The sequence below is a fragment of the Mitsuaria sp. GD03876 genome, assembly GCF_029840635.1.
Taxonomy (GTDB): Bacteria; Pseudomonadota; Gammaproteobacteria; order Burkholderiales; family Burkholderiaceae_C; genus Roseateles.
Genome location: NZ_JAOCCU010000002.1, coordinates 97,173 through 119,981, shown reverse-complemented (window position 1 = coordinate 119,981; position 22,809 = coordinate 97,173). Strand labels below are relative to the sequence as shown.

General features: G+C 69.2%; 24 protein-coding genes. 2 read left to right on the top strand and 22 right to left on the bottom strand.

Going from position 1 to position 22,809, the window contains the following annotated elements:
- Positions 1 to 69 precede the first annotated feature (69 nt).
- The 20 genes from N5D62_RS02020 to N5D62_RS01925 all read right to left on the bottom strand — a co-directional run bounded on the left by N5D62_RS02020 (position 70) and on the right by N5D62_RS01925 (position 18,286).
- On the bottom strand, positions 70 to 459 hold the full coding sequence (locus tag N5D62_RS02020) for a lysozyme inhibitor LprI family protein (protein ID WP_279755749.1): 390 nt from the start codon (positions 457 to 459) through the stop codon (positions 70 to 72).
- 50 nt (positions 460 to 509) lie between these two features.
- Complete coding sequence (gene nagZ, locus N5D62_RS02015; protein WP_279755747.1) at positions 510 to 1,595, bottom strand: beta-N-acetylhexosaminidase; 1,086 nt, start codon at positions 1,593 to 1,595, stop codon at positions 510 to 512.
- A 67-nt stretch (positions 1,596 to 1,662) separates the two neighbouring features.
- Entirely contained in the window at positions 1,663 to 2,058 is a 396-nt protein-coding gene (gene acpS / locus N5D62_RS02010) for a holo-ACP synthase (RefSeq protein WP_279755745.1), read from the bottom strand.
- Between the two features lie 70 nt (positions 2,059 to 2,128).
- Positions 2,129 to 2,911 (bottom strand): pyridoxine 5'-phosphate synthase, encoded by a 783-nt coding sequence (locus N5D62_RS02005; RefSeq protein ID WP_279755744.1) that lies wholly within the window; start codon positions 2,909 to 2,911, stop codon positions 2,129 to 2,131.
- The gene (recO, locus tag N5D62_RS02000; RefSeq protein WP_279755742.1) at positions 2,908 to 3,684 is read right to left on the bottom strand and encodes a DNA repair protein RecO; all 777 of its coding nucleotides are present in this window, start codon (positions 3,682 to 3,684) and stop codon (positions 2,908 to 2,910) included. Before recO ends, N5D62_RS02005 begins: the two co-directional genes overlap by 4 nt.
- A gap of 20 nt (positions 3,685 to 3,704) precedes the next feature.
- Entirely contained in the window at positions 3,705 to 4,598 is an 894-nt protein-coding gene (gene era, locus N5D62_RS01995) for a GTPase Era (RefSeq protein ID WP_279755929.1), read from the bottom strand.
- A gap of 289 nt (positions 4,599 to 4,887) precedes the next feature.
- The gene (gene rnc, locus N5D62_RS01990) at positions 4,888 to 5,595 is read right to left on the bottom strand and encodes a ribonuclease III (RefSeq protein ID WP_279755741.1); all 708 of its coding nucleotides are present in this window, start codon (positions 5,593 to 5,595) and stop codon (positions 4,888 to 4,890) included.
- Between the two features lie 22 nt (positions 5,596 to 5,617).
- On the bottom strand, positions 5,618 to 5,974 hold the full coding sequence (locus N5D62_RS01985; protein WP_279755740.1) for a DUF4845 domain-containing protein: 357 nt from the start codon (positions 5,972 to 5,974) through the stop codon (positions 5,618 to 5,620).
- 67 nt (positions 5,975 to 6,041) lie between these two features.
- Positions 6,042 to 7,013 (bottom strand): signal peptidase I, encoded by a 972-nt coding sequence (gene lepB / locus N5D62_RS01980; RefSeq protein WP_279755739.1) that lies wholly within the window; start codon positions 7,011 to 7,013, stop codon positions 6,042 to 6,044.
- Positions 7,014 to 7,024: 11 nt separating this feature from the next.
- Positions 7,025 to 8,833 (bottom strand): translation elongation factor 4, encoded by a 1,809-nt coding sequence (gene lepA / locus N5D62_RS01975; protein WP_279755738.1) that lies wholly within the window; start codon positions 8,831 to 8,833, stop codon positions 7,025 to 7,027.
- 547 nt (positions 8,834 to 9,380) lie between these two features.
- Positions 9,381 to 10,901 carry a DegQ family serine endoprotease gene (locus N5D62_RS01970; protein ID WP_279755737.1) on the bottom strand — a complete coding sequence of 507 codons (1,521 nt, stop codon included), beginning with the start codon at positions 10,899 to 10,901 and terminating at the stop codon, positions 9,381 to 9,383.
- 70 nt (positions 10,902 to 10,971) lie between these two features.
- A complete protein-coding gene (locus N5D62_RS01965; RefSeq protein WP_279755736.1) occupies positions 10,972 to 11,439 on the bottom strand; it encodes a hypothetical protein in 468 nt (155 codons plus the stop codon).
- Positions 11,440 to 11,466: 27 nt separating this feature from the next.
- Positions 11,467 to 12,714 carry a beta-ketoacyl-ACP synthase II gene (fabF, locus tag N5D62_RS01960; RefSeq protein ID WP_279755735.1) on the bottom strand — a complete coding sequence of 416 codons (1,248 nt, stop codon included), beginning with the start codon at positions 12,712 to 12,714 and terminating at the stop codon, positions 11,467 to 11,469.
- 9 nt (positions 12,715 to 12,723) lie between these two features.
- Positions 12,724 to 12,963: an acyl carrier protein gene (gene acpP, locus N5D62_RS01955; protein ID WP_058936430.1), complete on the bottom strand. Its 240-nt coding sequence runs from the start codon at positions 12,961 to 12,963 to the stop codon at positions 12,724 to 12,726.
- Between the two features lie 185 nt (positions 12,964 to 13,148).
- Complete coding sequence (gene fabG, locus N5D62_RS01950; RefSeq protein ID WP_279755730.1) at positions 13,149 to 13,886, bottom strand: 3-oxoacyl-ACP reductase FabG; 738 nt, start codon at positions 13,884 to 13,886, stop codon at positions 13,149 to 13,151.
- Between the two features lie 28 nt (positions 13,887 to 13,914).
- Positions 13,915 to 14,856, bottom strand: a complete 942-nt coding sequence (gene fabD / locus N5D62_RS01945; protein WP_279755729.1) for an ACP S-malonyltransferase — start codon at positions 14,854 to 14,856, stop codon at positions 13,915 to 13,917.
- Positions 14,857 to 14,972: 116 nt separating this feature from the next.
- Positions 14,973 to 15,962: a ketoacyl-ACP synthase III gene (locus tag N5D62_RS01940; protein ID WP_279755728.1), complete on the bottom strand. Its 990-nt coding sequence runs from the start codon at positions 15,960 to 15,962 to the stop codon at positions 14,973 to 14,975.
- Positions 15,959 to 17,092 carry a phosphate acyltransferase PlsX gene (gene plsX / locus N5D62_RS01935; protein ID WP_279755727.1) on the bottom strand — a complete coding sequence of 378 codons (1,134 nt, stop codon included), beginning with the start codon at positions 17,090 to 17,092 and terminating at the stop codon, positions 15,959 to 15,961. The genes N5D62_RS01940 and plsX overlap by 4 nt, the downstream gene beginning before the upstream one ends.
- A 200-nt stretch (positions 17,093 to 17,292) precedes the next feature.
- On the bottom strand, positions 17,293 to 17,478 hold the full coding sequence (rpmF, locus tag N5D62_RS01930; protein ID WP_091726670.1) for a 50S ribosomal protein L32: 186 nt from the start codon (positions 17,476 to 17,478) through the stop codon (positions 17,293 to 17,295).
- Between the two features lie 244 nt (positions 17,479 to 17,722).
- On the bottom strand, positions 17,723 to 18,286 hold the full coding sequence (locus N5D62_RS01925; RefSeq protein WP_279755726.1) for a YceD family protein: 564 nt from the start codon (positions 18,284 to 18,286) through the stop codon (positions 17,723 to 17,725).
- Positions 18,287 to 18,336: 50 nt separating this feature from the next.
- On the opposite strand from N5D62_RS01925, the gene N5D62_RS01920 reads away from it, so the two are divergent.
- Together N5D62_RS01920 and N5D62_RS01915 are read left to right on the top strand one after the other, a co-directional pair.
- Entirely contained in the window at positions 18,337 to 18,948 is a 612-nt protein-coding gene (locus N5D62_RS01920) for a Maf family nucleotide pyrophosphatase (RefSeq protein ID WP_279755725.1), read from the top strand.
- 78 nt (positions 18,949 to 19,026) lie between these two features.
- Positions 19,027 to 19,818, top strand: coding sequence for an SAM-dependent methyltransferase (locus tag N5D62_RS01915; RefSeq protein WP_279755724.1), 792 nt, complete (start codon positions 19,027 to 19,029; stop codon positions 19,816 to 19,818).
- A gap of 73 nt (positions 19,819 to 19,891) precedes the next feature.
- On the opposite strand, the gene N5D62_RS01910 is transcribed toward N5D62_RS01915, so the two are convergent.
- Both N5D62_RS01910 and N5D62_RS01905 read right to left on the bottom strand, forming a co-directional pair.
- Positions 19,892 to 21,427, bottom strand: coding sequence for a DEAD/DEAH box helicase (locus tag N5D62_RS01910; protein WP_279755723.1), 1,536 nt, complete (start codon positions 21,425 to 21,427; stop codon positions 19,892 to 19,894).
- Between the two features lie 120 nt (positions 21,428 to 21,547).
- Positions 21,548 to 22,672 (bottom strand): glycosyltransferase, encoded by a 1,125-nt coding sequence (locus N5D62_RS01905; protein WP_279755722.1) that lies wholly within the window; start codon positions 22,670 to 22,672, stop codon positions 21,548 to 21,550.
- Positions 22,673 to 22,809: the final 137 nt, after the last annotated feature.

Sequence of the window (22,809 nt, the reverse complement as noted above, 5' to 3'; positions counted from 1 at the left end):
AGCGCGGGACGGAAGGCACCGGTCGCCTGCTGTCCTGGGCCGAGACCCCCGGCGCACCGGGGGCGCGCTTCAGGGTTGCTGCTTGAACGCCTCCAGCTGCTTGATGCGCAGCTTCGCGTGTTCCTGCATACAGCCCAGGAACTGCAGGTTGCGGATCGAGCCGTCCGCCCACAGCTCGTAGACCGCCTTGCAGTCGGCCTCGCGGAACTTGACCCAGGCGCGCTGCGCCTCGACCAGACGCTGTCTCGGCTTGGCCGGCACCTGCGCGTCGACCTTGGCCGGCGTCGCGGCCAGCACGCGCTGGTAGACCGCGTTGAGCTGCTTCTCGACCTGCTGCTGCTCCTGCGCGGCGCAGTCGTTCATGTCGACGGTGCTGACGGCGTTGGCGCAGTCCAGCGCGTGCGCCACCGACGCCGACGCCATCAGCGCGGCCAGACCCAAGATTCGAATGTGCTTCATGGGAGGGCTCTCCTTCCGATCGGAACCAGGGGGCGGCGCTTCGCGGGCGATCACGGCAGGCGCGCCAGCGCCTCCAGGTAACGCGGCGCGAGCATCAGCTCGTCCCAGGTCAGCGGCGCCGACTGCGGCACCAGCGCCGCGCGCCGGGCTTCGCTGTCGATCGCCGGCGCCCAGGCGCCGTTGGCCTGCGCCTCGACCAGGCCGTCGAGCAGTTCGTCGATCGCGCGACCGCCGTTCTCCAGGCTCTGGTTGCACAGCAGCACCAGGTCGCAGCCGGCGTCCAGCGCCGCCAGCGCGGCCTCGGGGTAGCCCACCGGCCGGCCTTCGATCACGCGCGCCGCGGCCATGCCCAGGTCGTCGCTGAACACCGCGCCGGCGAAGCCGAGCCGGTCGCGCAGGATGTCCTGCAGCCAACGCCTGCTGAAGCCGGCCGGGCGGCCGTCCACCTTGCGGTAGATCACATGCGCCGGCATCACCGCCGACAAGCTCAGGCTGAGCCACTCGAAGGGCCGCACGTCCTCGGCCAGGATCGCCTTGAGCGTCCGCGTGTCCACCGGCACGCCGACATGCGAATCGACGCTGACCGCGCCATGGCCAGGGAAGTGCTTGCCGCAGCTGCCCATCCCCGCCAGCGCGAAGCCCTGCATCAGGCTCTGCGCCAGCAGGCTCACCACCCGCGGATCGCGGTGGAAGCTGCGCGAACCGATCACCGGGCTGACCGACTGGCGGTCGTCGCCCTGGTGGTCCAGGTCCAGCACCGGCGCGAAGGTCATGTCCACGCCGCAGGCGCGCAGTTCCAGCGCCAGCACCAGGCCGGTCGCCGTCGCGGCCTGCACCGCGCGCATCGCGTCCTCCATCCAGAGTTCTCCGAGCGTGCGCATCGCCGGCAGCGCGGTGAAGCCGTCGGTGCGGAAGCGCTGCACGCGGCCGCCTTCCTGGTCCACCGCGATCAGCAGGTCCGGCCGGATCGACTTGGCCTCGGCGCACAGCGCCGTCAATTGCGCGCGATGCTCGAAATGGCGCGCGAACAGGATCATCCCGCCGGTCATCGGATGCGCCAGCCGGCGGCGATCCTCCGCGGTCAGCGTCGTGCCGGCGACGTCCAGGATCACCGGCGAATGCAGGGCTTCGGTCATTGACTTGTCTCTCTCGTTGGCGCGCGCGGTGGCGCGCTCGGTCTCATCGGGCCGCGCTCAGTCGCGCTCAGCCCCGGGTTTCGACGACGACGAACGCCGTCGCGTAATCGGTCTCGTCGCTCACGGTCACGTGCGCTCTCAGCCCCTTGGCCTCGAACCAGTCGGCCAGGCTGCCGTGCAGGCGCACCTCCGGCTTGCCGCTGGGCGCCTTGACGATCTCGCAGGCCCGCCAGGTCATCGGCATGCGCATGCCCATGCCGATCGCCTTGGAGAACGCCTCCTTCGCCGAGAACCGCGTCGCCAGGTACGCGATCCCCCGCGCCGGCACCTTCGCGAACCGCGCGCGGAACACCTCGATCTCGTGCGGTCCCAGCACCTTCTCGGCGAAGCGTTCGCCGCGCCGCTCGAAGGTGTCCCGAATGCGCCGGATGTCGCAGACGTCCGTGCCGATGCCGTAGATCATCGCGGCCCTTTCTCGCGTCCTCGGTGCACGCGTCGTGCCCGGTTCGTGTGGATGACGTGCCGAATTGAAATCAGACGTACGCGCGCTGGATGCAGCGCTGGTAGTCGCGCACCGTCTCGGTGTAGCCCAGCTCCAGCGCGTCGGCGACCAGCGCATGGCCGATCGAGACCTCCGCCACGCCCGGCACCTCGCGCAGGAAACGCGTCAGGTTGTCGCGGTTCAGGTCGTGGCCGGCGTTGATCGCCAGGCCCTGCGCCAGCGCGGCCCGCGCCGCGGCGGCGAAGCCGGCCAGCACCTCGTCCTCGCGCGGCGTGCCGAAAGCGCTCGCCCAGGTCTCGGTGTAGAGCTCGATGCGCTGCGCGCCCAGCGCGGCCACGTGGGCCATCGCCTCGGGCAGCGGGTCCATGAACAGGCTCACCCGCACGCCCAGCGACCGGCACTCGTCGATCATCGGCCGCAGCCGCTCGGCGTCCGCCGGCAGGTTCCAGCCGTGGTCCGAGGTGAACTGGTCCTCGCTGTCCGGCACGAACGTCGCCTGGTGCGGCCTCACCTCGCGGATGAAGGCCATCAGGTTCTGCGTCGGGTTGCCTTCGATGTTGTATTCGGCCTGCGGCCAGGCCTTCATCAGCGCGGCGAGCTCGCGCACGTCGCCGGCGCGGATGTGGCGTTCGTCAGGCCGCGGGTGCACGGTGATGCCCTGGGCGCCGGCCTCCAGGCACAGCTGCGCCGCCCGCGTCACGCTGGGAATGCCCAGGTGCCGGGTGTTGCGCAGCAGCGCGACCTTGTTGACGTTGACGGACAACGCGCAGCGCGCCTCATGGCGGCCGGATTCGGGAGCGATCAGCGGATTCATGTGAGCAGCTTCTGGACGTCGAGCAGCACCTGCCGCGTCCGCAGAGGACGATGCCCGAGATGATAGTGAAGCAACGCGCGCAGCAGCGGCTTCAGGGTCGGTCCCGCGAGTTCGCAGGCCTGTTGCAGCGCCGCCTGGCTGCCGTGCAGCAGCGCCGCCTGCAGCTGGATGAAGGCCATGCCGGTCAGTTGCGGCGCGTCGTGCGTCGGCACGACGACGCCGGACTCCGGCGCCAGCATGTAGGTCCGCTCCGGATCGAGCGGGGCCTGCGTGGTCGCCAGCACGCTCAGGTCGGGCAGCAGGCCGCAGGTCGCGAGCAGCCGGAACTCGAACGCGCGCAGCGCCGCCTGCGCGTCCTCGGCCGAGGGCAACTGCGGCAGCAGCGCCGCGTAGGCGTCGAACAGCGCGGGCTGCGGGTCCTGCCGGGGCAGGAACTTCAGCAGCAGCTCGTTGACGTAGTAGCCGCTGAACAGCGCCGCGCCGCTGGGCAGCGTCTGCCCGCCGACCCATTCCGCGCCGCGCAGCGACTGCACCTCGGCGGCGCCGTCCTCGTTCATCTTCGACGGCTTGGACAGCGTCACCTGCAGCCGCAGGAACGGCAGCAGCACCGAGCGCAACTGCGAATACGGCCGCTTCGCCCCCTTGGCCACCACCGCCAGGCGGCCGTGCTCGCGGCTGAACAGGTCCAGCACGAGGCTGGTCTCGCTCCAGTCGTAGTGATGCAAAACAAAAGCCGCCTGCGTGGCGGGCGGCTTCGGGGCGCGGGTGGCCATCGGGCGGTGCGGCCTGTCGATCACTCGTAGCCGTAGCTTCTGAGGTGTTCCTCGGAATCCGCCCAGCCGGACCGGACCTTCACCCAGAGCTCCAGGAACACGCGCGCGTCCATCAGCGTCTCGAGCTCCTGGCGGGCCTCGGAGCCGATGCGCTTCAACCGCTCGCCGCCCTGGCCGATGACCATGCCCTTCTGGTTGTCGCGCTCGACCACGATGGTCGCGGCGATGCGGCGCAGGTTGCCCTCTTCCTCCCAGCGGTCGATGATCACGGTCGCCTCGTAGGGCAGCTCGTCGCCGGTCAGGCGGAAGAGCTTCTCGCGGATCATCTCCGCGGCCATGAACTTCTCGCTGCGGTCGGTCAGCGCGTCTTCCTCGTAGAACCACTCCTGGTTCGGCAGGTAGGGCTTCAGGATCTGGAACAGGCGCTGCACGTCCGAGTCCTTCTTGGCCGACAGCGGCACGAACTCGGTGAAGTTGCGGCGCTCCTGCATGCTCTTGAGCCAGGGCATCAGCTCGGCGCGGCGATGCACCGCGTCGAGCTTGTTGGCGATCAGAACGACCGGCTTGTCCTGCGGCAGCAGCGACAGCACCTTCGCGTCGTCCAGCCCGAAACGGCCCGCCTCGACGACGAACAGCACCAGGTCCACGTCCGCCAGCACGCCCTGCACCGTGCGGTTCAGGTTGCGGTTCAGCGCGGTGCTGTGCTTGGTCTGGAAGCCGGGCGTGTCGACGAAGACGAACTGCGCCTCGTCGACGGTGCGCACGCCGGTGATGCGGTGCCGCGTCGTCTGCGCCTTCTTCGACGTGATCGAGACCTTCTGCCCGACCAGCGCGTTCAGCAGCGTGGACTTGCCGACATTGGGCCGCCCGACGATCGCGATCAGGCCGCAGCGCTGGTCGCCGTCATAGGGCATCGCGCCGATGCCGCCCTGCACCGCGGGCCGGTCGCCGTCCTCGCCGAACTCGCCGTGCCCGCCCTCCTCGTCATCGTCCAGCGGCTCGTCGCCCTCCTGGGCGGCGGCGTCGGCAGCGTCGGCGGCGTGCGGGTCCAGGGGCGTGGCGGGGTCGTGCGGGGCGTTCAGATCAGGGTCCTTGGCAAGGGGTTCCGCGGGGGAATCCAGCGGGCGGGTCTCGGGGGAAAGGGACGAGGACGCCGTCTCGGGCGTCCTCGGGGTCTTGGGTGCGTTCATCGCGGGCTCCGCGTCAGTCGCGCAGGCCGGTGCCGGGCCGGTCGCCGGCGAGCAGTTCGTCCAGCACCTGCCGGGCCGCCTCCTGCTCCGCGATCCGGCGCGAGCGGCCCTCGCCGCGGCGCGACAGCGTCAGCGCGGCCACCTCGCATTCGACGGTGAAGGTCTGGGCATGCGCCTGGCCGCGCGTCTCGACGATGCGGTAGGCCGGCACCGCCAGCTTGCGCGCCTGCAGCCATTCCTGCAGCGCGGTCTTCGAATCCTTGGCCCACTGCTCGATGCCGCTGGCCGCGATCGTCTCGCCCAGCAGCCCGCGCACGATCTCGCGCGCGGCCTCGTAGCCGCCGTCCTGGAACGCGGCGCCGATCACCGCCTCCAGCGCGTCGGCCAGGATCGACGGGCGCTGCGCGCCGCCGCCCCGGGCCTCGCCCTCGCTCATGCGCAGGCACTCGGGCATCTGCAGCTGCAGCGCCAGGCGGTGCAGGCTGTCCTCGCGCACCAGGTGCGCCCGGATGCGGGTCAGGTCGCCCTCGTCCGAACCGGCGAAACGCTCGAACAGCAGCGCCGAGACCGCCAGGTTCAGCACCGCGTCGCCGAGGAACTCCAGGCGCTCGTTGTGCTGCTGGCCGAAGCTGCGATGCGTGAGCGCGCGCTGCAGCAGTCCCGCCTGCGAGAAGCGGTAGCCGAGGCGTTGCTGGAGGGCGTCGAGCGCTTGAGGGGTCATGGACGGAGGCGGCGGAGGCGGGTCAGTGGGACTCGCCTTTGTACTTGATGGTCAGGAACACCGGCCCGAACAGGGGCACTTCCTTCTCGTAGGCGAAGCTGATCTTCACCTTGTCATCGACCTTGGTGATGTTCAAGTCCTTGGGCTCGATGCTCACGATCGAATACTCGATCTGCTTGGTGCGTTCGAACGAGTCGCGGGCCGCCGGCACCGTCGCCGGGTTGTCCTTGGCGATCTTGTCGATGGCGCGCTGGATCGTGTAGTACTCCATCACCGTGGGCACCACGCGCAACAGGATCACCGAACCGCCGCCGATGATCACCGCCCAGAACAGCAGTCCCAGCAGGCTGATGCCTCGTTGATTCTTGCGTGCCCTCATCACGTGTCGCTCCGGTGGTTGTCGTTGGTACAGGGTAGTCGATCGATCGCGGCGCGTCGGCCCGGCGTCACTGGATGCCGCCGATGCGCTTGAGGTTGCCGAAGTTCATCCAGACCACGAAGGCGCGGCCCACGATGTTCTCGTCCGGCACGAAGCCCCAGAAGCGCGAATCCTGCGAGTTGTCGCGGTTGTCGCCCATCATGAAGTAATGGCCCGCCGGCACCTTGCAGGTCACGCCTTGCAGCGTGTAGCGGCAGTTCTCGTTGTACGGGAAGTCGTACAGCTTCATGATGCGCGGCTGCGCGTTGGGGTCGACCAGGATCTGGTGCTCGACCGGACCGAGCTTCTCGGTGAAGCGCGAGCGGAAACGCATCGCGCTCGGGTCCTCGTCGAAGAACTCGCCCTGCGACGTGACCTCGACCGGCTTGCCGTTGATGTACAGCTTCTGGTTCAGGTAGGCCACCTCGTCGCCAGGCAGGCCGACGGCGCGCTTGATGTAGTCGATGCTGGGGTTCTGCGGGTAGCGGAACACCACCACGTCGCCGCGCTTGACGTCGTTGTTGGCGATGATCTTCTTGTTGATCACCGGCAGCCGGATGCCGTAGTGGAACTTGTTCACCAGGATCAGGTCGCCGATCAGCAGCGTGGGCACCATCGAGCCCGACGGGATCTTGAACGGCTCGAACATGAACGAGCGCAGCAGGAACACGATCAGGATCACCGGGAACAGCCCGGCGGTCCAGTCCAGCCACCAGGGCTGGCGCAGGTGCGGCTCCATGACGTTCTGGCGCGCCGACATGTTCAGCTCGCCGCCGCGCCATTGCTGTTCCTTCTCCCAGCTGGCGGCCGCCACGTCGGCCTCGCGCTTGCGGGCGCGCTCGAAGTGGAAGCGCTCGGCCAGCCAGTAGGCCAGCGTCACCGTGGTCAGGATCAGCAGCAGCAGCGAGAAATTCCCGTTCCAGTAACCCGTGTACCAGCCGCCGAGATAGGCCAGCAGGACTGCGTACAGCAGCCCGGTCAATGCGCTCATGGCTTTCATGCGTGGGGAACTTATTCTTCGACTTGGAGGATGGCCAGGAAGGCTTCTTGCGGCACCTCCACCGAACCGATTTGCTTCATGCGCTTCTTGCCGGCCTTCTGCTTCTCCAGCAGCTTGCGCTTGCGGGTGATGTCACCGCCGTAGCATTTTGCCAGCACGTTCTTGCGCAGCGCCTTGATGTTCTCGCGGGAGATGATGTTGGCGCCGATGGCCGCCTGGATGGCCACGTCGTACATCTGGCGCGGGATGATCTCGCGCATCTTGGCCGCCACCTGGCGACCGCGGTACTGCGACTGCGAGCGGTGCACGATCAGCGACAGCGCGTCGATGCGGTCGCCGTTGATCAGCATGTCGACCTTCACCACGTCGGAGGCGCGGTACTCCTTGAACTCGTAGTCCATCGACGCGTAGCCGCGCGAGACCGACTTCAGCTTGTCGAAGAAGTCCAGCACGATCTCCGCCAGCGGGATCTCGTAGGTCAGCATGACCTGGCGGCCGTGGTAGGCCATGTTCAGCTGCACGCCGCGCTTCTGGTTGGCCAGCGTCATCACCGGGCCGACGTACTCCTGCGGCATGTACAGGTGGACCGTCACGATCGGCTCGCGGATCTCGCCGATCTTGCTCTGCTCGGGCATCTTGGACGGGTTCTCGACCTCGATGACCTCGCCGTCGCCCAGCTGGACCTCGTACACCACGCTCGGCGCGGTGGTGATCAGGTCCTGGTCGAATTCGCGCTCCAGGCGCTCCTGCACGATCTCCATGTGCAGCAGGCCCAGGAAGCCGCAGCGGAAGCCGAAGCCCAGCGCCTGGGAGACTTCCGGCTCGAAGCGCAGCGAGGCGTCGTTGAGCTTGAGCTTCTCCAGCGCGTCGCGCAGCTGGTCGTACTCGCTGGCCTCGGTCGGGTACAGGCCGGCGAAGACCTGGGGCTGGATCTCCTTGAAGCCGGGCAGCGCCTCGGCCGCCGGGCCCAGGTTGTTCGGGAGCTTCTTTTCCAGCGTGATGGTGTCGCCGACCTTGGCCGCGGCCAGTTCCTTGATGCCGGCGATGATGAAGCCGACCTCGCCGGCGTTGAGCTGGTCGCGGTTCTCCGACTTCGGCGTGAACACGCCCAGGTGCTCGGCCGGGTAGACGGCGTTGGTCGCCATCATGCGGATGCGCTCGCCCTTCTTCAGCGTGCCGTCCACCACGCGGACCAGCATCACCACGCCGACGTAGTTGTCGAACCAGGAGTCGATGATCATCGCGCGCAGCGGTGCCTCGACCACGCCCTTGGGCGGCGGCATGCGGGCGATGACGGCCTCGAGGATCTCGTCGATGCCCATGCCGGTCTTGGCCGAGCACGGGATCGCGTCGGTCGCGTCGATGCCGATGACGTCCTCGATCTCCGACTTGGCGCCCTCAGGATTGGCCTGGGGCAGGTCCATCTTGTTGAGCACCGGGATCACCTCGACGCCCAGCTCCAGCGCGGTGTAGCAGTTGGCCACCGTCTGCGCCTCGACGCCCTGGCTGGCGTCCACCACCAGCAGCGCGCCCTCGCAGGCCGACAGCGAGCGGCTCACCTCATAGGAGAAGTCCACGTGCCCGGGCGTGTCGATCAGGTTGAGGTTGTAGACCTGGCCGTCCGCGGCCTTGTACTGCAGCGCGGCGGTCTGCGCCTTGATCGTGATGCCGCGCTCGCGCTCGATGTCCATCGAGTCCAGCACCTGCGCTTCCATCTCCCGGTCCGACAACCCGCCGCAGCGCTGGATGATCCGGTCGGCCAACGTGCTCTTGCCGTGGTCGATGTGGGCAATGATGGAGAAATTGCGGATGTGGTTCATGGACTCGGACGGAGACCGCGAACTCGTCCGCCACGCCAGCGGCGCTCGAGCGGCGCACGCTGAGACACGCTGGGGACGGTCGGTCGAGGCGGTGATGCACGGTCCTTCTCAGGACCGGAACGGGACATAAAAAAAAGGCACGTCGAAACGGTGACGCGCCTTCCAACAAAACGTATGGCAACTGCTTGTTGGGCTTTCATTGTAGCCAAAAGCCCCGCCCTGGAAACCGCATGGATGCGAGCTTCTCGCGCGTTGCCCTTCGCCAACAGCGATTTTATGCACAGGGTATCCACAAAATTTGAGGACATCCTGTGGATCGCTGAGCCCATCAAAATGAAGCCTTCCGATTCACCGTCGGAACAGCGACAAAGCCGGCCGGACGCGCCGCGATTGTAGCGGACAGAGGCACCAATACCGCCCCTTGGTCACAACCGTGAGCAAGCACCAACCGACGACGGGATGTGCGGGTCATCACGAACCGCCGGCTGGATATTCCGCATTGCGGAAAGCCCCAGGCCGGCGGTGGGTTGACGGTGGCGGCTGCCGCTCAAACCTTGCCCGGCTTCAGCACGACGTAGGTCGCGACTTCGCCACGGCGCACCAGCATCTGCAGCGACTTGCCCTTCTCCACCTTGGCCAGGGCGGCCTGGAACTGCTTGACCGTCTTCACCTCGGTGTTGTTGACCGAGAGGATCACGTCGCCGGTCTTCAGGCCGGCGCGCGCGGCCGGGCCGTCCACCGTGTCGATGCGCAGGCCGCCGTCGAGCTTGAGCTCCTTGCGCTGCGCCTCGGTCATCTCGCTGACCGTCAGGCCCCAGGCCTGGGCGCCGCCGGCGGCCGGGGTCTCCGTCTCCGGGGTGGCCGGGGCGCGGTCGTCGGGCAGCGCGTCGAGCGTGGCCGACAGGTCCTTGTACGCGCCGCGGCGGAACACCTGCAGCGGCACCTTCGTGCCGGGCTTGGTCGCCGCGGCCAGGCGCCGCAGGTCGACGGCCTTGTCCACGGTCTTGCCGTCGAACTTCGTGATCACGTCGCCGAGCTGCAGGCCGGCCTTGTCGCCGGGGCCGGCCGGCGTGATGCGGCTGATCAGCGCGCCTTGCGGCTTGCCCAGGCCGATGGCCTCGGCCACTTCCTTGCTCACATCGTCCGGATAGACGCCCAGCATGCCGCGCGTCACGCGGCCGCTGGCGCGCAGCTGATCGGCGACGCGCATCGCCTCGTCGATCGGGATCGCGAACGAGATCCCCATGAACCCGCCCGACTGGCTGTAGATCTGCGAGTTGATGCCGACCACCTCGCCACGCAGGTTCAGCAGCGGGCCGCCGGAGTTGCCGGGATTGATGGCCACATCGGTCTGGATCAGCGGCAGCAGGTCGCCGGTGTCGCGCGCCTTGGCGCTGACGATGCCGGCCGTGACCGTGTTGTCGAACCCGAAGGGCGAGCCGATGGCCATCACCCACTCGCCGACCTTGAGCTTGCCGACATCGCCCATGCGCAGTTGCGGCAGGTTGGTCGCCTCGATCTTGAGCACCGCGACATCGGTGCGGCGGTCCAGGCCGACGACCTTCGCCTTGAACTCGCGCTTGTCCGTCAGGGTGACCGTCACCTCATCGGCGTCGTCGACGACATGCGCATTGGTCATCACGTAGCCGTCGGCGCCGATGACGAAGCCCGATCCCAGCCCGCGGCGTTGCGGCGCGTCGTCGTCCTCGTCATCGTCCGGCGCGGGGGCCGGCGCCGCTCCCGGCGGCGCGCGGCGCTGCGGCGGCACGGGAATGCCGAAGCGGCGCAGCAGCTCGCGCATCTGCTCGTCGACCTGCGCGTTCGCGACCTTCACCTTCTCCGAGGTGCGGATGTTGACCACGGCCGGCCCGGCCTGTTCCACCAGCGCGCTGAAGTCGGGCAGCGCGCGCGCCAGTTCCGGCGCGGCCACGGGCACCGAGCCCGCGCCCGGCGCTGCCGGCTGGGCGGGCGTCTGGGCAGCGGCGGCGATCGATCCGCCCATCAAGGCGGCGCTGGCGATCGCCAGGGCGAGACGTCGAGGAGAGCGGGAACGGGCGGAATTGGGCATGAACACTCGCAGGTGGCGATGCAGGAACGAAAGGCTCACATCATGCCCGGAATTGTCTGCAGGCATCGCGTCAGCCCCGGGCGAGAAACAGATGGAGACGAAGCGGCGTCCACTGCGCGCCGAGCGCGCGCCGCGACAACGCGATCCAGCGCGACGGCGTCCGCCGGACACCCGGCGGGCCGGCATCGTCGGCGGGATCCAGCCGCAGCAACATCCATTGCTCGAGATCGATGAGGACCAGCGGCGAGATGGCAAGCGACTCTCCCGACCGCTGCCACCACCATCGCGCGCCGTCCCAGCGCAGCGTGTCCGGCGGCGCGCGGCGCACCGGCAGCGCGGCCGCCGCGCCGGCCACGGCGGCGATGGCCGGCAACACCCAGGCGCCTTCCGCGACGCCCAGTTGCAGCAGCGTGGCGACCATGGCGGCCGCCAGTCCACCGGCGAGCACCGCGCGCTGCGCCCGCTCCCAGCGCGGATCACGCGCCAATGAAAAACGCCGGGCAGCAGCCCGGCGTGATGTCGATCGGTCCGGCGTCATGGTCGCCGCCCGGATCGCGCTCGCGGATCAGATCCGCTTGAAGATCAGCGTGCCGTTCGTGCCGCCGAAACCGAAGTTGTTCTTCGCGGCGTACTCGATCGGCATCTTCCGCGCCTCGTTGGCGCAGTAGTCCAGGTCGCACTCGGGATCCTGGTTGAAGATGTTGATCGTCGGCGGAGCGACCTGGTCGTGGATCGCCTTGACGGTGAACACCGACTCGATGCCGCCGGCGCCGCCCAGCAGGTGGCCGGTCATCGACTTGGTCGACGACACGACCAGCCCGCCCTTGGCGTAGTCGCCGAAGGCCTGCTTGATCGCGTTGGTCTCGTTGGCGTCGCCCAGCGGCGTGGACGTGCCATGCGCGTTCATGTACTGGATCTGGTCCGCGTTCAGTCCGGCGTTGCGCAGCGCGTTGCGCATCGAGCGCGTCGGGCCGTCCACGTCCGGCGCGGTCATGTGGTACGCGTCGGCGCTCATGCCGAAGCCCACCAGTTCCGCGTAGATCTTGGCGCCGCGCCGCTTGGCGTGCTCGTACTCCTCGAGCACCAGCACGCCGGCGCCCTCGCCGAGCACGAAGCCGTCGCGGTCCTTGTCCCAGGGACGGGACGCGGTCTTGGGATCGTCGTTGCGGGTGGACAGCGCGCGGGCCGCGGCGAAACCGCCGACGCCCAGCGGGGACACCGTCGACTCCGAGCCGCCGGCGACCATGACGTCGGCGTCGCCCGCCTCGATCATGCGGCCGGCCTGGCCGATGCTGTGCAGACCCGTGGTGCAGGCCGTCACGATCGCCAGGTTCGGCCCCTTGAAGCCGCACTGGATCGAGACATGGCCCGAGATCATGTTGATGATCGAGGCCGGCACGAAGAACGGACTGATGCGGCGCGGGCCGCGATTGGTCAGTTCCGCGTGGGTTTCCTCGATCATCGGCAAGCCGCCGATGCCCGAGCCGACGAGCACGCCGATGCGTTCCGCGAGCGCCGGGTCGAGCGCGTCGCCCGTGGGCAGCCCCGCGTCGCGGATCGCCTGCAACGATGCCGCCAGCCCGTAATGGATGAACGTGTCCATGTGGCGGGCTTCCTTCGCGGGGATGTAGTCATCCACCTTGAAGTCCTTGACCTCGCCAGCGAAATGGCAGGCCAGGTTGCTGGCATCGAAACGGGTGATGGTGTCGATGCCGGTCCGACCGGCCACGATGTTGGCCCAGCCCTGCTCGACCGTGTTGCCCACGGGCGAGATCAGGCCGAGACCGGTGACGACGACGCGACGACGGCTCATGCTGCTTGCTTACGCCTTCTGGTGCTTGACCGCGTAGTCGATCGCCAGTTGAACGGTGGTGATCTTCTCGGCCTCTTCGTCCGGGATCTCGATGCCGAACTCGTCCTCGAGGGCCATCACCAGTTCCACGGTGTCCAGAGAATCAGCGCCCAGATCGGCGACGAAGGCCTTTTCATTGGTCACATCGGCTTCGGGCACGCCGAGTTGCTCGGCGATGATTTTCTTGACACGTGCTTCGATATCGCTCATGACTCCTCCAGGAGGGGTGGTTTGCTAGAACAACCCGGGATTCTAAGGCCTTAGAGTGGCGCCCCTAGTCGGACCTCCCGAGGCGCGCCTTCCACGATGGATACGGCGCGCGCTCGCACTCTATCAGCCCCACACCGGCCGGGTGAATCCGGTGGGTGGCCCGCCCGCGAGGGGCGGCGTCCACCTCAATTCATGTACATGCCGCCATTGACGTGCAGCTCGACGCCGGTGATGTAGCTGGCCTCCGGCGACGCCAGGAACGCCACCGCATGGGCGATCTCGGCCGGGTCGCCCAGGCGGCCCGCCGGGATCTGCGCCAGCAGCGCGGTCTTCTGCGCCTCGGGCAGCACGTCGGTCATGTCGGTGGCGATGAAGCCGGGCGCCACGCAGTTGACGGTCACCGAGCGGCTGCCCAGCTCCCGGGCCAGGGCACGCGTCATGCCCGCGACGCCGGCCTTGGCCGCGGCGTAGTTGGCCTGGCCCGCGTTGCCGGACGCCCCCACCACCGAGGTGATGTTGACGATGCGGCCGTAGCGCTGCTTCATCATCGGACGCATCACCGCGCGGCTGGCGCGGAACACCGCCTTCAGGTTGGTGTCCAGGACCGCGTCCCAGTCCTCGTCCTTCATGCGCATCGACAGCATGTCCTTGGTGATGCCGGCGTTGTTGACCAGCACCTGGATGCCGCCGTCCTGCTTGACGATCGCATCGATCAGCGCGTCGACCGCCGCGCCGTCGTTGACGTTCAGGACCGCGCCGCGGCCGCCGTGGGGGGCCAGCGCCTCGGTGATCGCCTGCGCGCCGGACTCGCTGGTCGCGGTGCCGATCACGACGAAGCCCTTCTGGGCCAGGGTCAGCGCGATCGCGCGGCCGATGCCTCGGCTGGCGCCGGTCACCAGCGCCACTTGCTTGTTGTCGGACATGGGAAATCCTCTGGAACGAAAGGGGTCGTCAGGCCAGCAGCGCCCGGGCCTCGGCCAGCGAGGCCGGGTCGAGCACCGTGGCGGCGGCGAGTTCGGCGTCGATGCGCTTGGCCATGCCGGCCAGCACCTTGCCGGGGCCGCACTCGATGACGGTGCCCAGGCCGCGGGCCTTGAGCGCCTGCATGACCTCGACCCAGCGCACCGGGCCGAACGCCTGGCGGTACAGCGCGTCGCGCAGCGCGACGGGATCGTCGGTCACGGCGACGTCGATGTTGTTGATCACCGGGAACGCGGCCGGCGCGAACGTCACCGCGGCGAGCTGCTCGCGCAGGCGGTCGGCCGCGGGCTTCATCAGGCTGGAGTGGAACGGCGCCGACACCGGCAGCGGCAGCGCGCGCTTGGCGCCCGCGGCCTTGAGCGCCTCGTTGGCCTTCTCGATGCCGCCCTTGGAGCCGGCGATCACCGTCTGCTTCGGATCGTTGAAGTTGACGGCCTCGACGACCTCGCCCGTCTCGGCGGCGACCTGCTGGCAGACCTCGCGGACCACCGCGGCGTCCAGGCCCAGGATGGCCGACATCGCGCCGGTGCCCACCGGCACCGCTTCCTGCATCGCCCGCGCGCGGAAGCGCACCAGCGGCAGCGCGTCGGCCAGGCTCAGCGCGCCGGCGGCGACCAGCGCGGTGTACTCGCCCAGCGAGTGGCCGGCCGCGGCCGACGGCACCAGGCCGGTCTCGGCGATCCAGGCGCGGTAGCAGGCGATGCCGGCGGTCAGCATCACCGGCTGGGTGTTGGTGGTCAGGTCCAGTTGCTCCTTGGGACCTTGCTGGATCAGCGCGCCGATGTCCTCGCCCAGGGCGGCCGAGGCCTCGGCCAGCGTGCGGACGACTTCCGGATGGTCGCCCCAGGCGTCCAGCATGCCGACCGATTGCGAACCCTGGCCGGGGAAGACGATTGCGAAGTTCTTGCTCATGGCGGTTCGAATCCGAGACTGTCTATATAGAGAAGGAGGAACGCGCGGCCTCGCGCCGGGACGGCCGGCGGGAAGCGCGTGGCGGCATCGACGCGGACGCCGCCGTCAGCGATCCATCAGAAATCCAGCAGCACCGCGCCCCAGGTGAAGCCGCCGCCGACGCCTTCCAGCATCACCGTGTCGCCGCGCTTGATCTTGCCGGCGCGCACGGCCACGTCCAGCGCCAGCGGAATCGAGGCGGCGGAGGTGTTGCCGTGCTCGTCGACGGTCACGATCAGCTTGTCCAGGGGCATCTTCAGCTTCTTGGCCGTGCCCTGCATGATCCGGATGTTGGCCTGGTGGGGGATCAGCCAGTCGATGTCGGCATCGGTGCGGCCGGCCTTGTCGAGCACCGAGCGCGCGACCTTCTCCAGCACGCCGACCGCCAGCTTGAACACCGCCTGGCCGTCCATCTTCAGCAGCGGATGGCCCAGGACCTCGCCGCCGGACACGGTGCCCGGGGTGCACAGGATGTCGACATGGCGGCCGTCGGCATGCAGCTCGCTGGCGAGGATGCCGGGCTCGTCGCTGGCGCCGAGCACCACCGCGCCGGCGCCGTCGCCGAACAGCACGCAGGTCGTGCGGTCCTTGAAGTCGAGGATGCGCGAGAACACCTCCGAGCCGATCACCAGCGCCTTGGTCGCGGCGCCGCTCTTGATCATCGCGTCGGCGACGGTCAGCGCGTAGACGAAGCCCGAGCAGACCGCCTGCACGTCGAACGCGGCGCAGCCGTGGATGCCCAGCTTGTGCTGCAGCAGGCAGGCGGTGGAGGGGAACACCATGTCCGGCGTGGACGTGGCGACGATGATCAGGTCGATCTCCTCGGCGCGGACGCCGGCCGACTCGAGCGCGGCCAGGCAGGCCGGCAGCGCGAGGTCGCTGGCGGTGACATGCGGGTCGGCGAAGTGGCGGGCGTGGATGCCGGTCCGCTCGACGATCCATTCATGCGAGGTCTCGATCCCGTCGCGGGCGAGGCGTTCCGCCAGGGCCGAGTTGGTGACGCGATTGGCGGGCAGGTAGCTGCCCGTACCGAGGATGCGGGCGAAGCGCGTGGAAGCAGTGGTCATGCAGCGTGGGCGGCGGTGGCCGCCTTGTCTCCTGCATCGCCGCCCTCCTCTGGCGCAGGGGCCGGAAGCGCCTGCAGCGTCGCGACGATGCGATCGTGAACCCGGTCTAGGAGCCGGTTGCGGGCCGCATCATACGCCCGGTTCAAGGCCTGCTCGAACGCGAACGCATCGGCCGATCCGTGGCTCTTGAACACCAGGCCGCGCAGGCCCAGCAGTGCCGCGCCGTTGAAGCGGCGATGGTCGACGCGGTTCCTGAAACGCTGCAGCACCGGCATCGCCAGCAGCGCGATCGCCTTGGTCCAGGGGGTGCGCGTGAACTCCGCCTTGATGAAGCTGGAGATCATGCTGGCCAGGCCTTCGGCGGTTTTTAGCGCCACGTTGCCGACAAATCCGTCGCAAACGACGACATCCGTCGTGCCCTTGAAGATGTCGTTGCCTTCCACGTTGCCGTGGAAATTGATCTGGTCATGGGCGGCCACCTCGCGCAGCAGTTCGCCGGCGCGCTTGATGGTCTCGTTGCCCTTGATCATTTCCTCGCCGATGTTCAGCAGCCCGACGGAGGGGTTCTCCTTGCCGTCGACCGCCGACACCAGCGCGCTGCCCATCACCGCGAACTGCAGCAGGTGCTCGGGGCCGCAGTCGACGTTGGCGCCCAGGTCCAGCACCGTGGTGAAGCCGCCGACCTGGTTGGGCATCACCGTGGCGATGGCCGGGCGGTCGATGCCCTCGAGCGTCTTGAGCAGGTACTTGGCGACCGCCATCAGCGCGCCGGTGTTGCCGGCCGAGACGCAGGCCTGCGCCAGCGCCGGCGAGCCGTCCTTGCCCGCCTTCAGCAGCGAGATCGCGACCCGCATCGACGAGTCCTTCTTGCGGCGCAGCGCGACCTCGATGGGGTCGTCCATGCTGACGACCTCGCTGGCCGGGACGATGCGGGTCCGCGGCCAGGCGGCGGCGGCCCGCAGCGCCTCGGGCTGGCCCACGAGCAGCAGCTCCGCCTGCGGATGCGCGGCGAGGAAGGCCTGGCAGGCCGGGAGCGTCACGGACGGGCCGTGGTCGCCGCCCATGCAGTCCACCGCCAGGCGGAGCGGCTCGGCGGAGGGCGATGAGCGGGTGGCGGGAGATGCGGTCATCGAAACCTGAGAAAAATCACCGGTCGAAGGTGCGACTGTAGCGAGCCTGCAAGAAGCGTGCGCGACAGGGACACCCTTCCGGAAGGAAGACCGGAAATGCGAAAGCCCGGCGACGCTGACAGCGAAACCGGGCTTTCTTCATTCGTGGGACCAGGCGGACGCGCCGCGGGGCGCTGTCCGGGCCGGCTGATCGATGTCGATCAGGCGGCGTCGGCCTTGGTCTTCAGCACCTTGCGGCCACGGTAGAAGCCGTTGGGGCTGATGTGGTGACGCAGATGCACTTCGCCGGTGGTCGGCTCGATCGCGGTGCCCGGGGTGCCCAGGGCATTGTGCGAGCGGTGCATGCCGCGCTTGGACGGGGACTTCTTGTTTTGCTGAACGGCCATGATTGATTCTCCTAAAGGCTTCGGCGGGCTTCGGTGGTTCGAGGCTTGCTCGGGCTCTCGAGAGAACTCGAGCTGTGCCGCGGATCCGACGAGGATGCTCCGCTACCGACGCCTCGGTCCCGGCGCGGCGCCCACATGGACGCTCATTTCGAACCGGGAAAGCCGGAAACTATAGCACAGGCGACACGCGACCGGCAAATCCTTGCGGTGGGAACCGCCATCGCCGCCCCGCGCCGCCCGGACTTCACGCCTTGCCGGCGCCGCCCTTCTTGAGCGCGGCCAGGGCCGCGAACGGGTTCGGGCGCTCCTGCGCCGGCGCGTCGTCCTCCTCGACATTGGCATGCGGCAGCGGCTCGGGGCACTCCTCGTGGCGCGGGACCACCGGCAGCGTCAGCAGCAGTTCGTCCTCGACCAGCTCGCGCAGGTTGAGGTGGCGCGCCAGCGCCAGCACGTCGTCGTCGGAATCCATGTCCAGCTCGGCGGCCTGGTCCTCGTCCTTGACGAAGCGGAACCAGCGCGACACCGCCAGGTCCTCACGCACCGGCTTCAGGCAGCGCTGGCAGGTGAGCGCGACCTGCGCCTGGGCGGACAACTCGAGCCACAGCTGCGCGTCGCCGCCCTTGGGCGTGCGCAGCTCGCCATGGGCGGCCCAGGTCACGGGCGGCCACTGGGCCGGGTCGGACTCGGGCGCGGCGGACTCGGCCAGGCGCGGCAGGCTCGGCGCGGGCCACTCGCCCTCGAGCGAGGCGCCCTCGCGGACGAAGGCCTCGACATCGAGCTTCAACGGATCGTACGAACGCGATTTCATGGGGCGCAAGTGTACGAGCCGCCCTTCCCCCGATGGGAGAATCCCGCCCCATGACCGCCCTTTCCGAGCCGCCCCGGACGCTGATCCTGGGGTCCACCTCGCGCTACCGGCGCGACCTGCTGGAGCGCCTGCGCGTGCCGTTCGACGTCGCCTCGCCCGAGGTCGACGAGACGCCGCAGCCGGGCGAATCGCCCGCGGCGCTCGCGCGCCGGCTGGCGCTGGCCAAGGCGCGCGCGGTGGCGGCGCGCTTTCCGGAGGCGCTGGTGATCGGCGCCGACCAGGTCGCGGACCTGGACGGCCAGCCGCTGGGCAAGCCCGGCACGCACGAACGCGCCGTCGAGCAGCTGCGCGCGATGCGCGGCCGCACCGTCGTGTTCCAGACCGCGTTGGCGGTGGTGTGCGCGGCGAGCGGTTTCGCCGCCGAGGACCTGGCGCCAGTGCGGGTCCGCTTCCGCGCCTTGAGCGACGCCGAGATCGAGCGCTACCTGCGCGCCGAGCAACCCTACGACTGCGCCGGCAGCGCCAAGGCCGAGGGCCTGGGCATCGCGCTGCTGGAGGCGATCGAGTCCGACGATCCGACCGCGTTGATCGGCCTGCCGCTGATCCGCACCGCGGCGCTGCTGCGCCGGGGCGGGCTCGACGTGATGAGCCGACTGCCCTGACCCCACCTTGAGCCCGCGACCGACTGCCCGAGCGTCGCGCCGCCCCACCTTCCCCTTCCTGCCTCTCGAGAGTTCCCGATGACCCGCGGCCGCCTCTACCTCGTTCCCAACACCCTGGACTTCGGCATGGAGGGCCAGGAGGTCGACCTGCGCGAGATCCTGCCCGACGCCGTGCTGGCGCGCGCCGCGTCGATCACGCACTGGGCGGCCGAGAACGCCAAGACCACGCGCGCGTTCCTGAAGCGCGTCGGCGCGACCCATCCACTGGCGGCGCCGCTGCAGGAGCAGCGGATCGAGGAACTCCCGCGTCCGCCCAAGGGCCGCGGCCCGGCGTCGACCGCCGCCACCGCGGCGGCGGCCGAGGACAAGGCCTGGGCGGCCTTGCTGCAGCCGGCGCTGGACGGGGTCGACGTGGGCCTGATCTCCGAGGCCGGCATGCCGGCGGTGGCCGACCCGGGCGCCCGGCTCGTGGCGGCCGCGCATGCGGCCGGCATCGAGGTCGTGCCGCTGGTCGGCCCGAGCTCGTTGCTGATGGCGATCGCCGCCAGCGGCCTGAACGGCCAGAGCTTCGCCTTCGTCGGTTACCTGCCGGTCGACGCCGTCGAGCGCGCGACCCGGCTCAAGGCACTGGAGGCCGCGTCCGCGCGGGAGCAGCAGACGCAGTTGATGATCGAGACGCCCTATCGCAACGCCGCGCTGCTGCAGGCGCTGCTGGCGACGCTGAAGCCGGGCTCCTGGCTGTCGGTCAGTTGCGGGCTGAGCCTGAAGGACGCGTGGACGCATTCGGCCACCGTCGCGCAATGGCGCAAGGCGCCGAAGGCGCTGCCGGACAAGGTGCCAGCGGTGTTCGCGATCCTCGGCGCGCGCTGAGCCCCACCCAAACGAAAGGCCGGACGCCTCACGGCGGTCCGGCCTTGCTGTTCCTGGTCGGCGCGAGGCGCGATCAGGATTCGCTGTCGGCGGTGACCGGCGGCCGCTTGGCGCCGAACAGCGCCGCGACCTTCTTCTTCGGCTTGATGTTGGACGACACGCTCCCTCGCGTCGCGCCGGCCGGGCCCTTCTCCCAGGACGGCGCCTCGACGCGCTCGCTGGCTTCATAGGGCTTGTCGAACAGCGGGTCGTAGGACTGGCGTTGCGGCGCGCGGGCCGGCGCGTGCGCGCCGTAGGCCTCGTCCCGGCGATCCTCGCGCTCGCGGCGGAAGTCGCGGCGCTCGCCGCCGCGGTCCTCGCCTCGCTCGCCGCCACGATCGCCTCGATCGGCGCGCGGACCGCGATCACCGCGATCGCCCCGGTCGCCGTCGAAGCGGCGGCGCGTTTCCTCGAGCTCGATCGGTTCCAGGTCCAGCTTGCGCTTGATCAGCTTCTCGATGTCGCCGACCAGGCGCGCGTCGCCCTTGGTCACCAGCGTGAAGGCCAGGCCCGAGGCGCCGGCGCGGCCGGTGCGGCCGATGCGGTGCACGTAGTCCTCGGCGTTGAACGGCACGTCGAAGTTGAAGACCGCCGGCAGGTCGGCGATGTCCAGGCCGCGGGCGGCCACGTCCGTGGCGACCAGCAGGTCGACCTCGCCGCGCTTGAACGCCTCGAGCGACTTCAGCCGCTCGTCCTGGGACTTGTCGCCGTGCAGGGCGGCGGTCCGCAAGCCGTCGCGCTCGAAGGCGCGGGCCAGGCGCGCCGCGCCGAGCTTGGAGTTCACGAACACGATCGCCTGGCGGATCTCGCGCTGGCGCAGCAACTGCTTGACCGCGGCGCGCTTGTCGTCGTCGTCGACGCTGAAGAAGCGCTGCTCGACGGTCGAGGCGGTGGCGTTCGGTCGGGCGACCTCGACCAGCTCCGGCTCCTGCAGGTAGCTCTGGGCCAGCTTCTTGATCTCCGGCGAGAAGGTCGCCGAGAACAGCAGCGTCTGGCGCGTCTTGGGCAGGTAGCTCAGGATGCGCTGCAGGTCGGGCAGGAAGCCGATGTCCAGCATCCGGTCGGCCTCGTCGAGCACGACGTACTCGACGTGGTTGAGCACGGCGTTCTTGGCCTCGATGTGGTCGAGCAGCCGGCCGGGCGTGGCGATCAGCACTTCGACGCCGGCCTTGAGCTGCAGCGTCTGGGGCTTCATGTCGATGCCGCCGAACACGCAGGCCACGCGCAGCTGCGTGTGCTTGGCGTAGGCCTTGACGTTGTTGGCGACCTGGTCGGCGAGCTCCCGGGTCGGGGCCAGCACGAGCGCGCGCACCGGATGGCGGGCGGGCGACATCGAGGCGTTCTCGTGCTTGAGCATGCGCTGCAGCAGCGGGATCGAGAACGCGGCGGTCTTGCCGGTGCCGGTCTGCGCGGCGCCCATCACATCGCGGCCGGACAGGACGATCGGGATCGCCTTGGCCTGGATGGGCGTCATCGTCGCGTAGCCCTGATCGGACACGGCGCGCAGCAGCTTGGGGTCCAGCGGCAGCGTGTCGAAACGGGGGCTCGGCGTCGGGGTGGTGTCGGTCATGGGCGCGGATTATCCTCCAAGCCCTCGAAAGCCCCGGGAAACCACCGATCCCGGCGTGTGCAACGCTGCGCGGTCCGGGCGCGATCCCTCACGGGACGGTCACGCCCGGCCCCTTGGAAATCACTGGGGCGAGCGATCGGTCAGCTTGCGCTGGTCGCCGCGGAAGACCATCCACTTCGGGGTGCGGAAGCGCACGATGCGCCAGTACAACGCGACGTAGGCGACGCCGAACAGCACCATGCAGGCGGCGATCATCGGCGTCGAGTCCCAGAACAGCAGCGCCGGCGCCAGCGACGAGATGCACAGCGTCCACAGGTAAGGGGCGGTCATCGAGTTGCGGCGCGTCATCAGGCGTGCGTCGCGGGCGCCAATCGCCCAACGCATCAGCCGGCGGTAGATCAGCGAGTGCAGGTGGATGCCGTCGGGATCGCCCGGGCTGGTGTTGCGCAGGAAGCGGCGGCGGTAGATCGAGAAGATCGTCTCGAACACCGGGTAGATGCAGACCATCAGCGCGAACAGCGGCGAGACCTCCGGATGGCGGTGGATCAGCAGGATCGCGATCTCCGCCAGGTAGAAGCCCATGAAGTAGGCGCCGCCGTCGCCCAGGAAGATCAGCCCCGCGGGGTAGTTCCAGACGAAGAAGCCCAGGATGGCGCCGACGCCGGCCAGCGCCCAGAGCGCGAGTTCGGTGTCGCCGACCTGGTAGGACACGTAGGCCAGCGACAGCAGCATCAGGCTCACGCACATCGAGGACAGGCCGTTGAAGCCGTCGATGATGTTGACCGAATTGGCGACGCCGGCGACGACGAAGATCGTGATGATCACCGCGCCGGCGGTGGTGCCGACGATGAAGTCCAGGCCGGGAATGTCGGTGCGGTTGATGGTGGCCTGGAGCAGCCAGCAGCCCAGCCCGGCGGAGACGGCGGTGGCGATCAGGCGCTCGCGCGGGGAGACCTTCTTGGTGAAGTCCTCGATGAGACCGGCGCCGAAGGCCGGCAGGCCGGCCAGCAGCAGCAGCACGCCGGTCCTGGCCTGAGGGTGCTTCAGCAGCAAGGCCGCCGCCACCATGCCGGCCAGGCCAACGAAGATCCCGACGCCGCCGATCCGCGGCACGGGGCGGGCGTGGAACTTCTGCGGGCCGGACAGGTCGTGGTCGGCGGACAGGTGCCCGTGCGTGGTGGACGAGTGCACGACATACAACGTGACGATCGCCGCCAGCGCGAACGGGATGAGCAAATACAACATGCGCGGCAGTGTAACGAGGGGCATCCCGCCGATGGGCGGTTTTGGCGCAACAGTGCTGCCATAGAATGCCGCGCTGGCCGCTCCGACACCCTTGTCTCGAGGTTCGTCCTGGGCGGCCAAGTTCATCTGAGACGAGA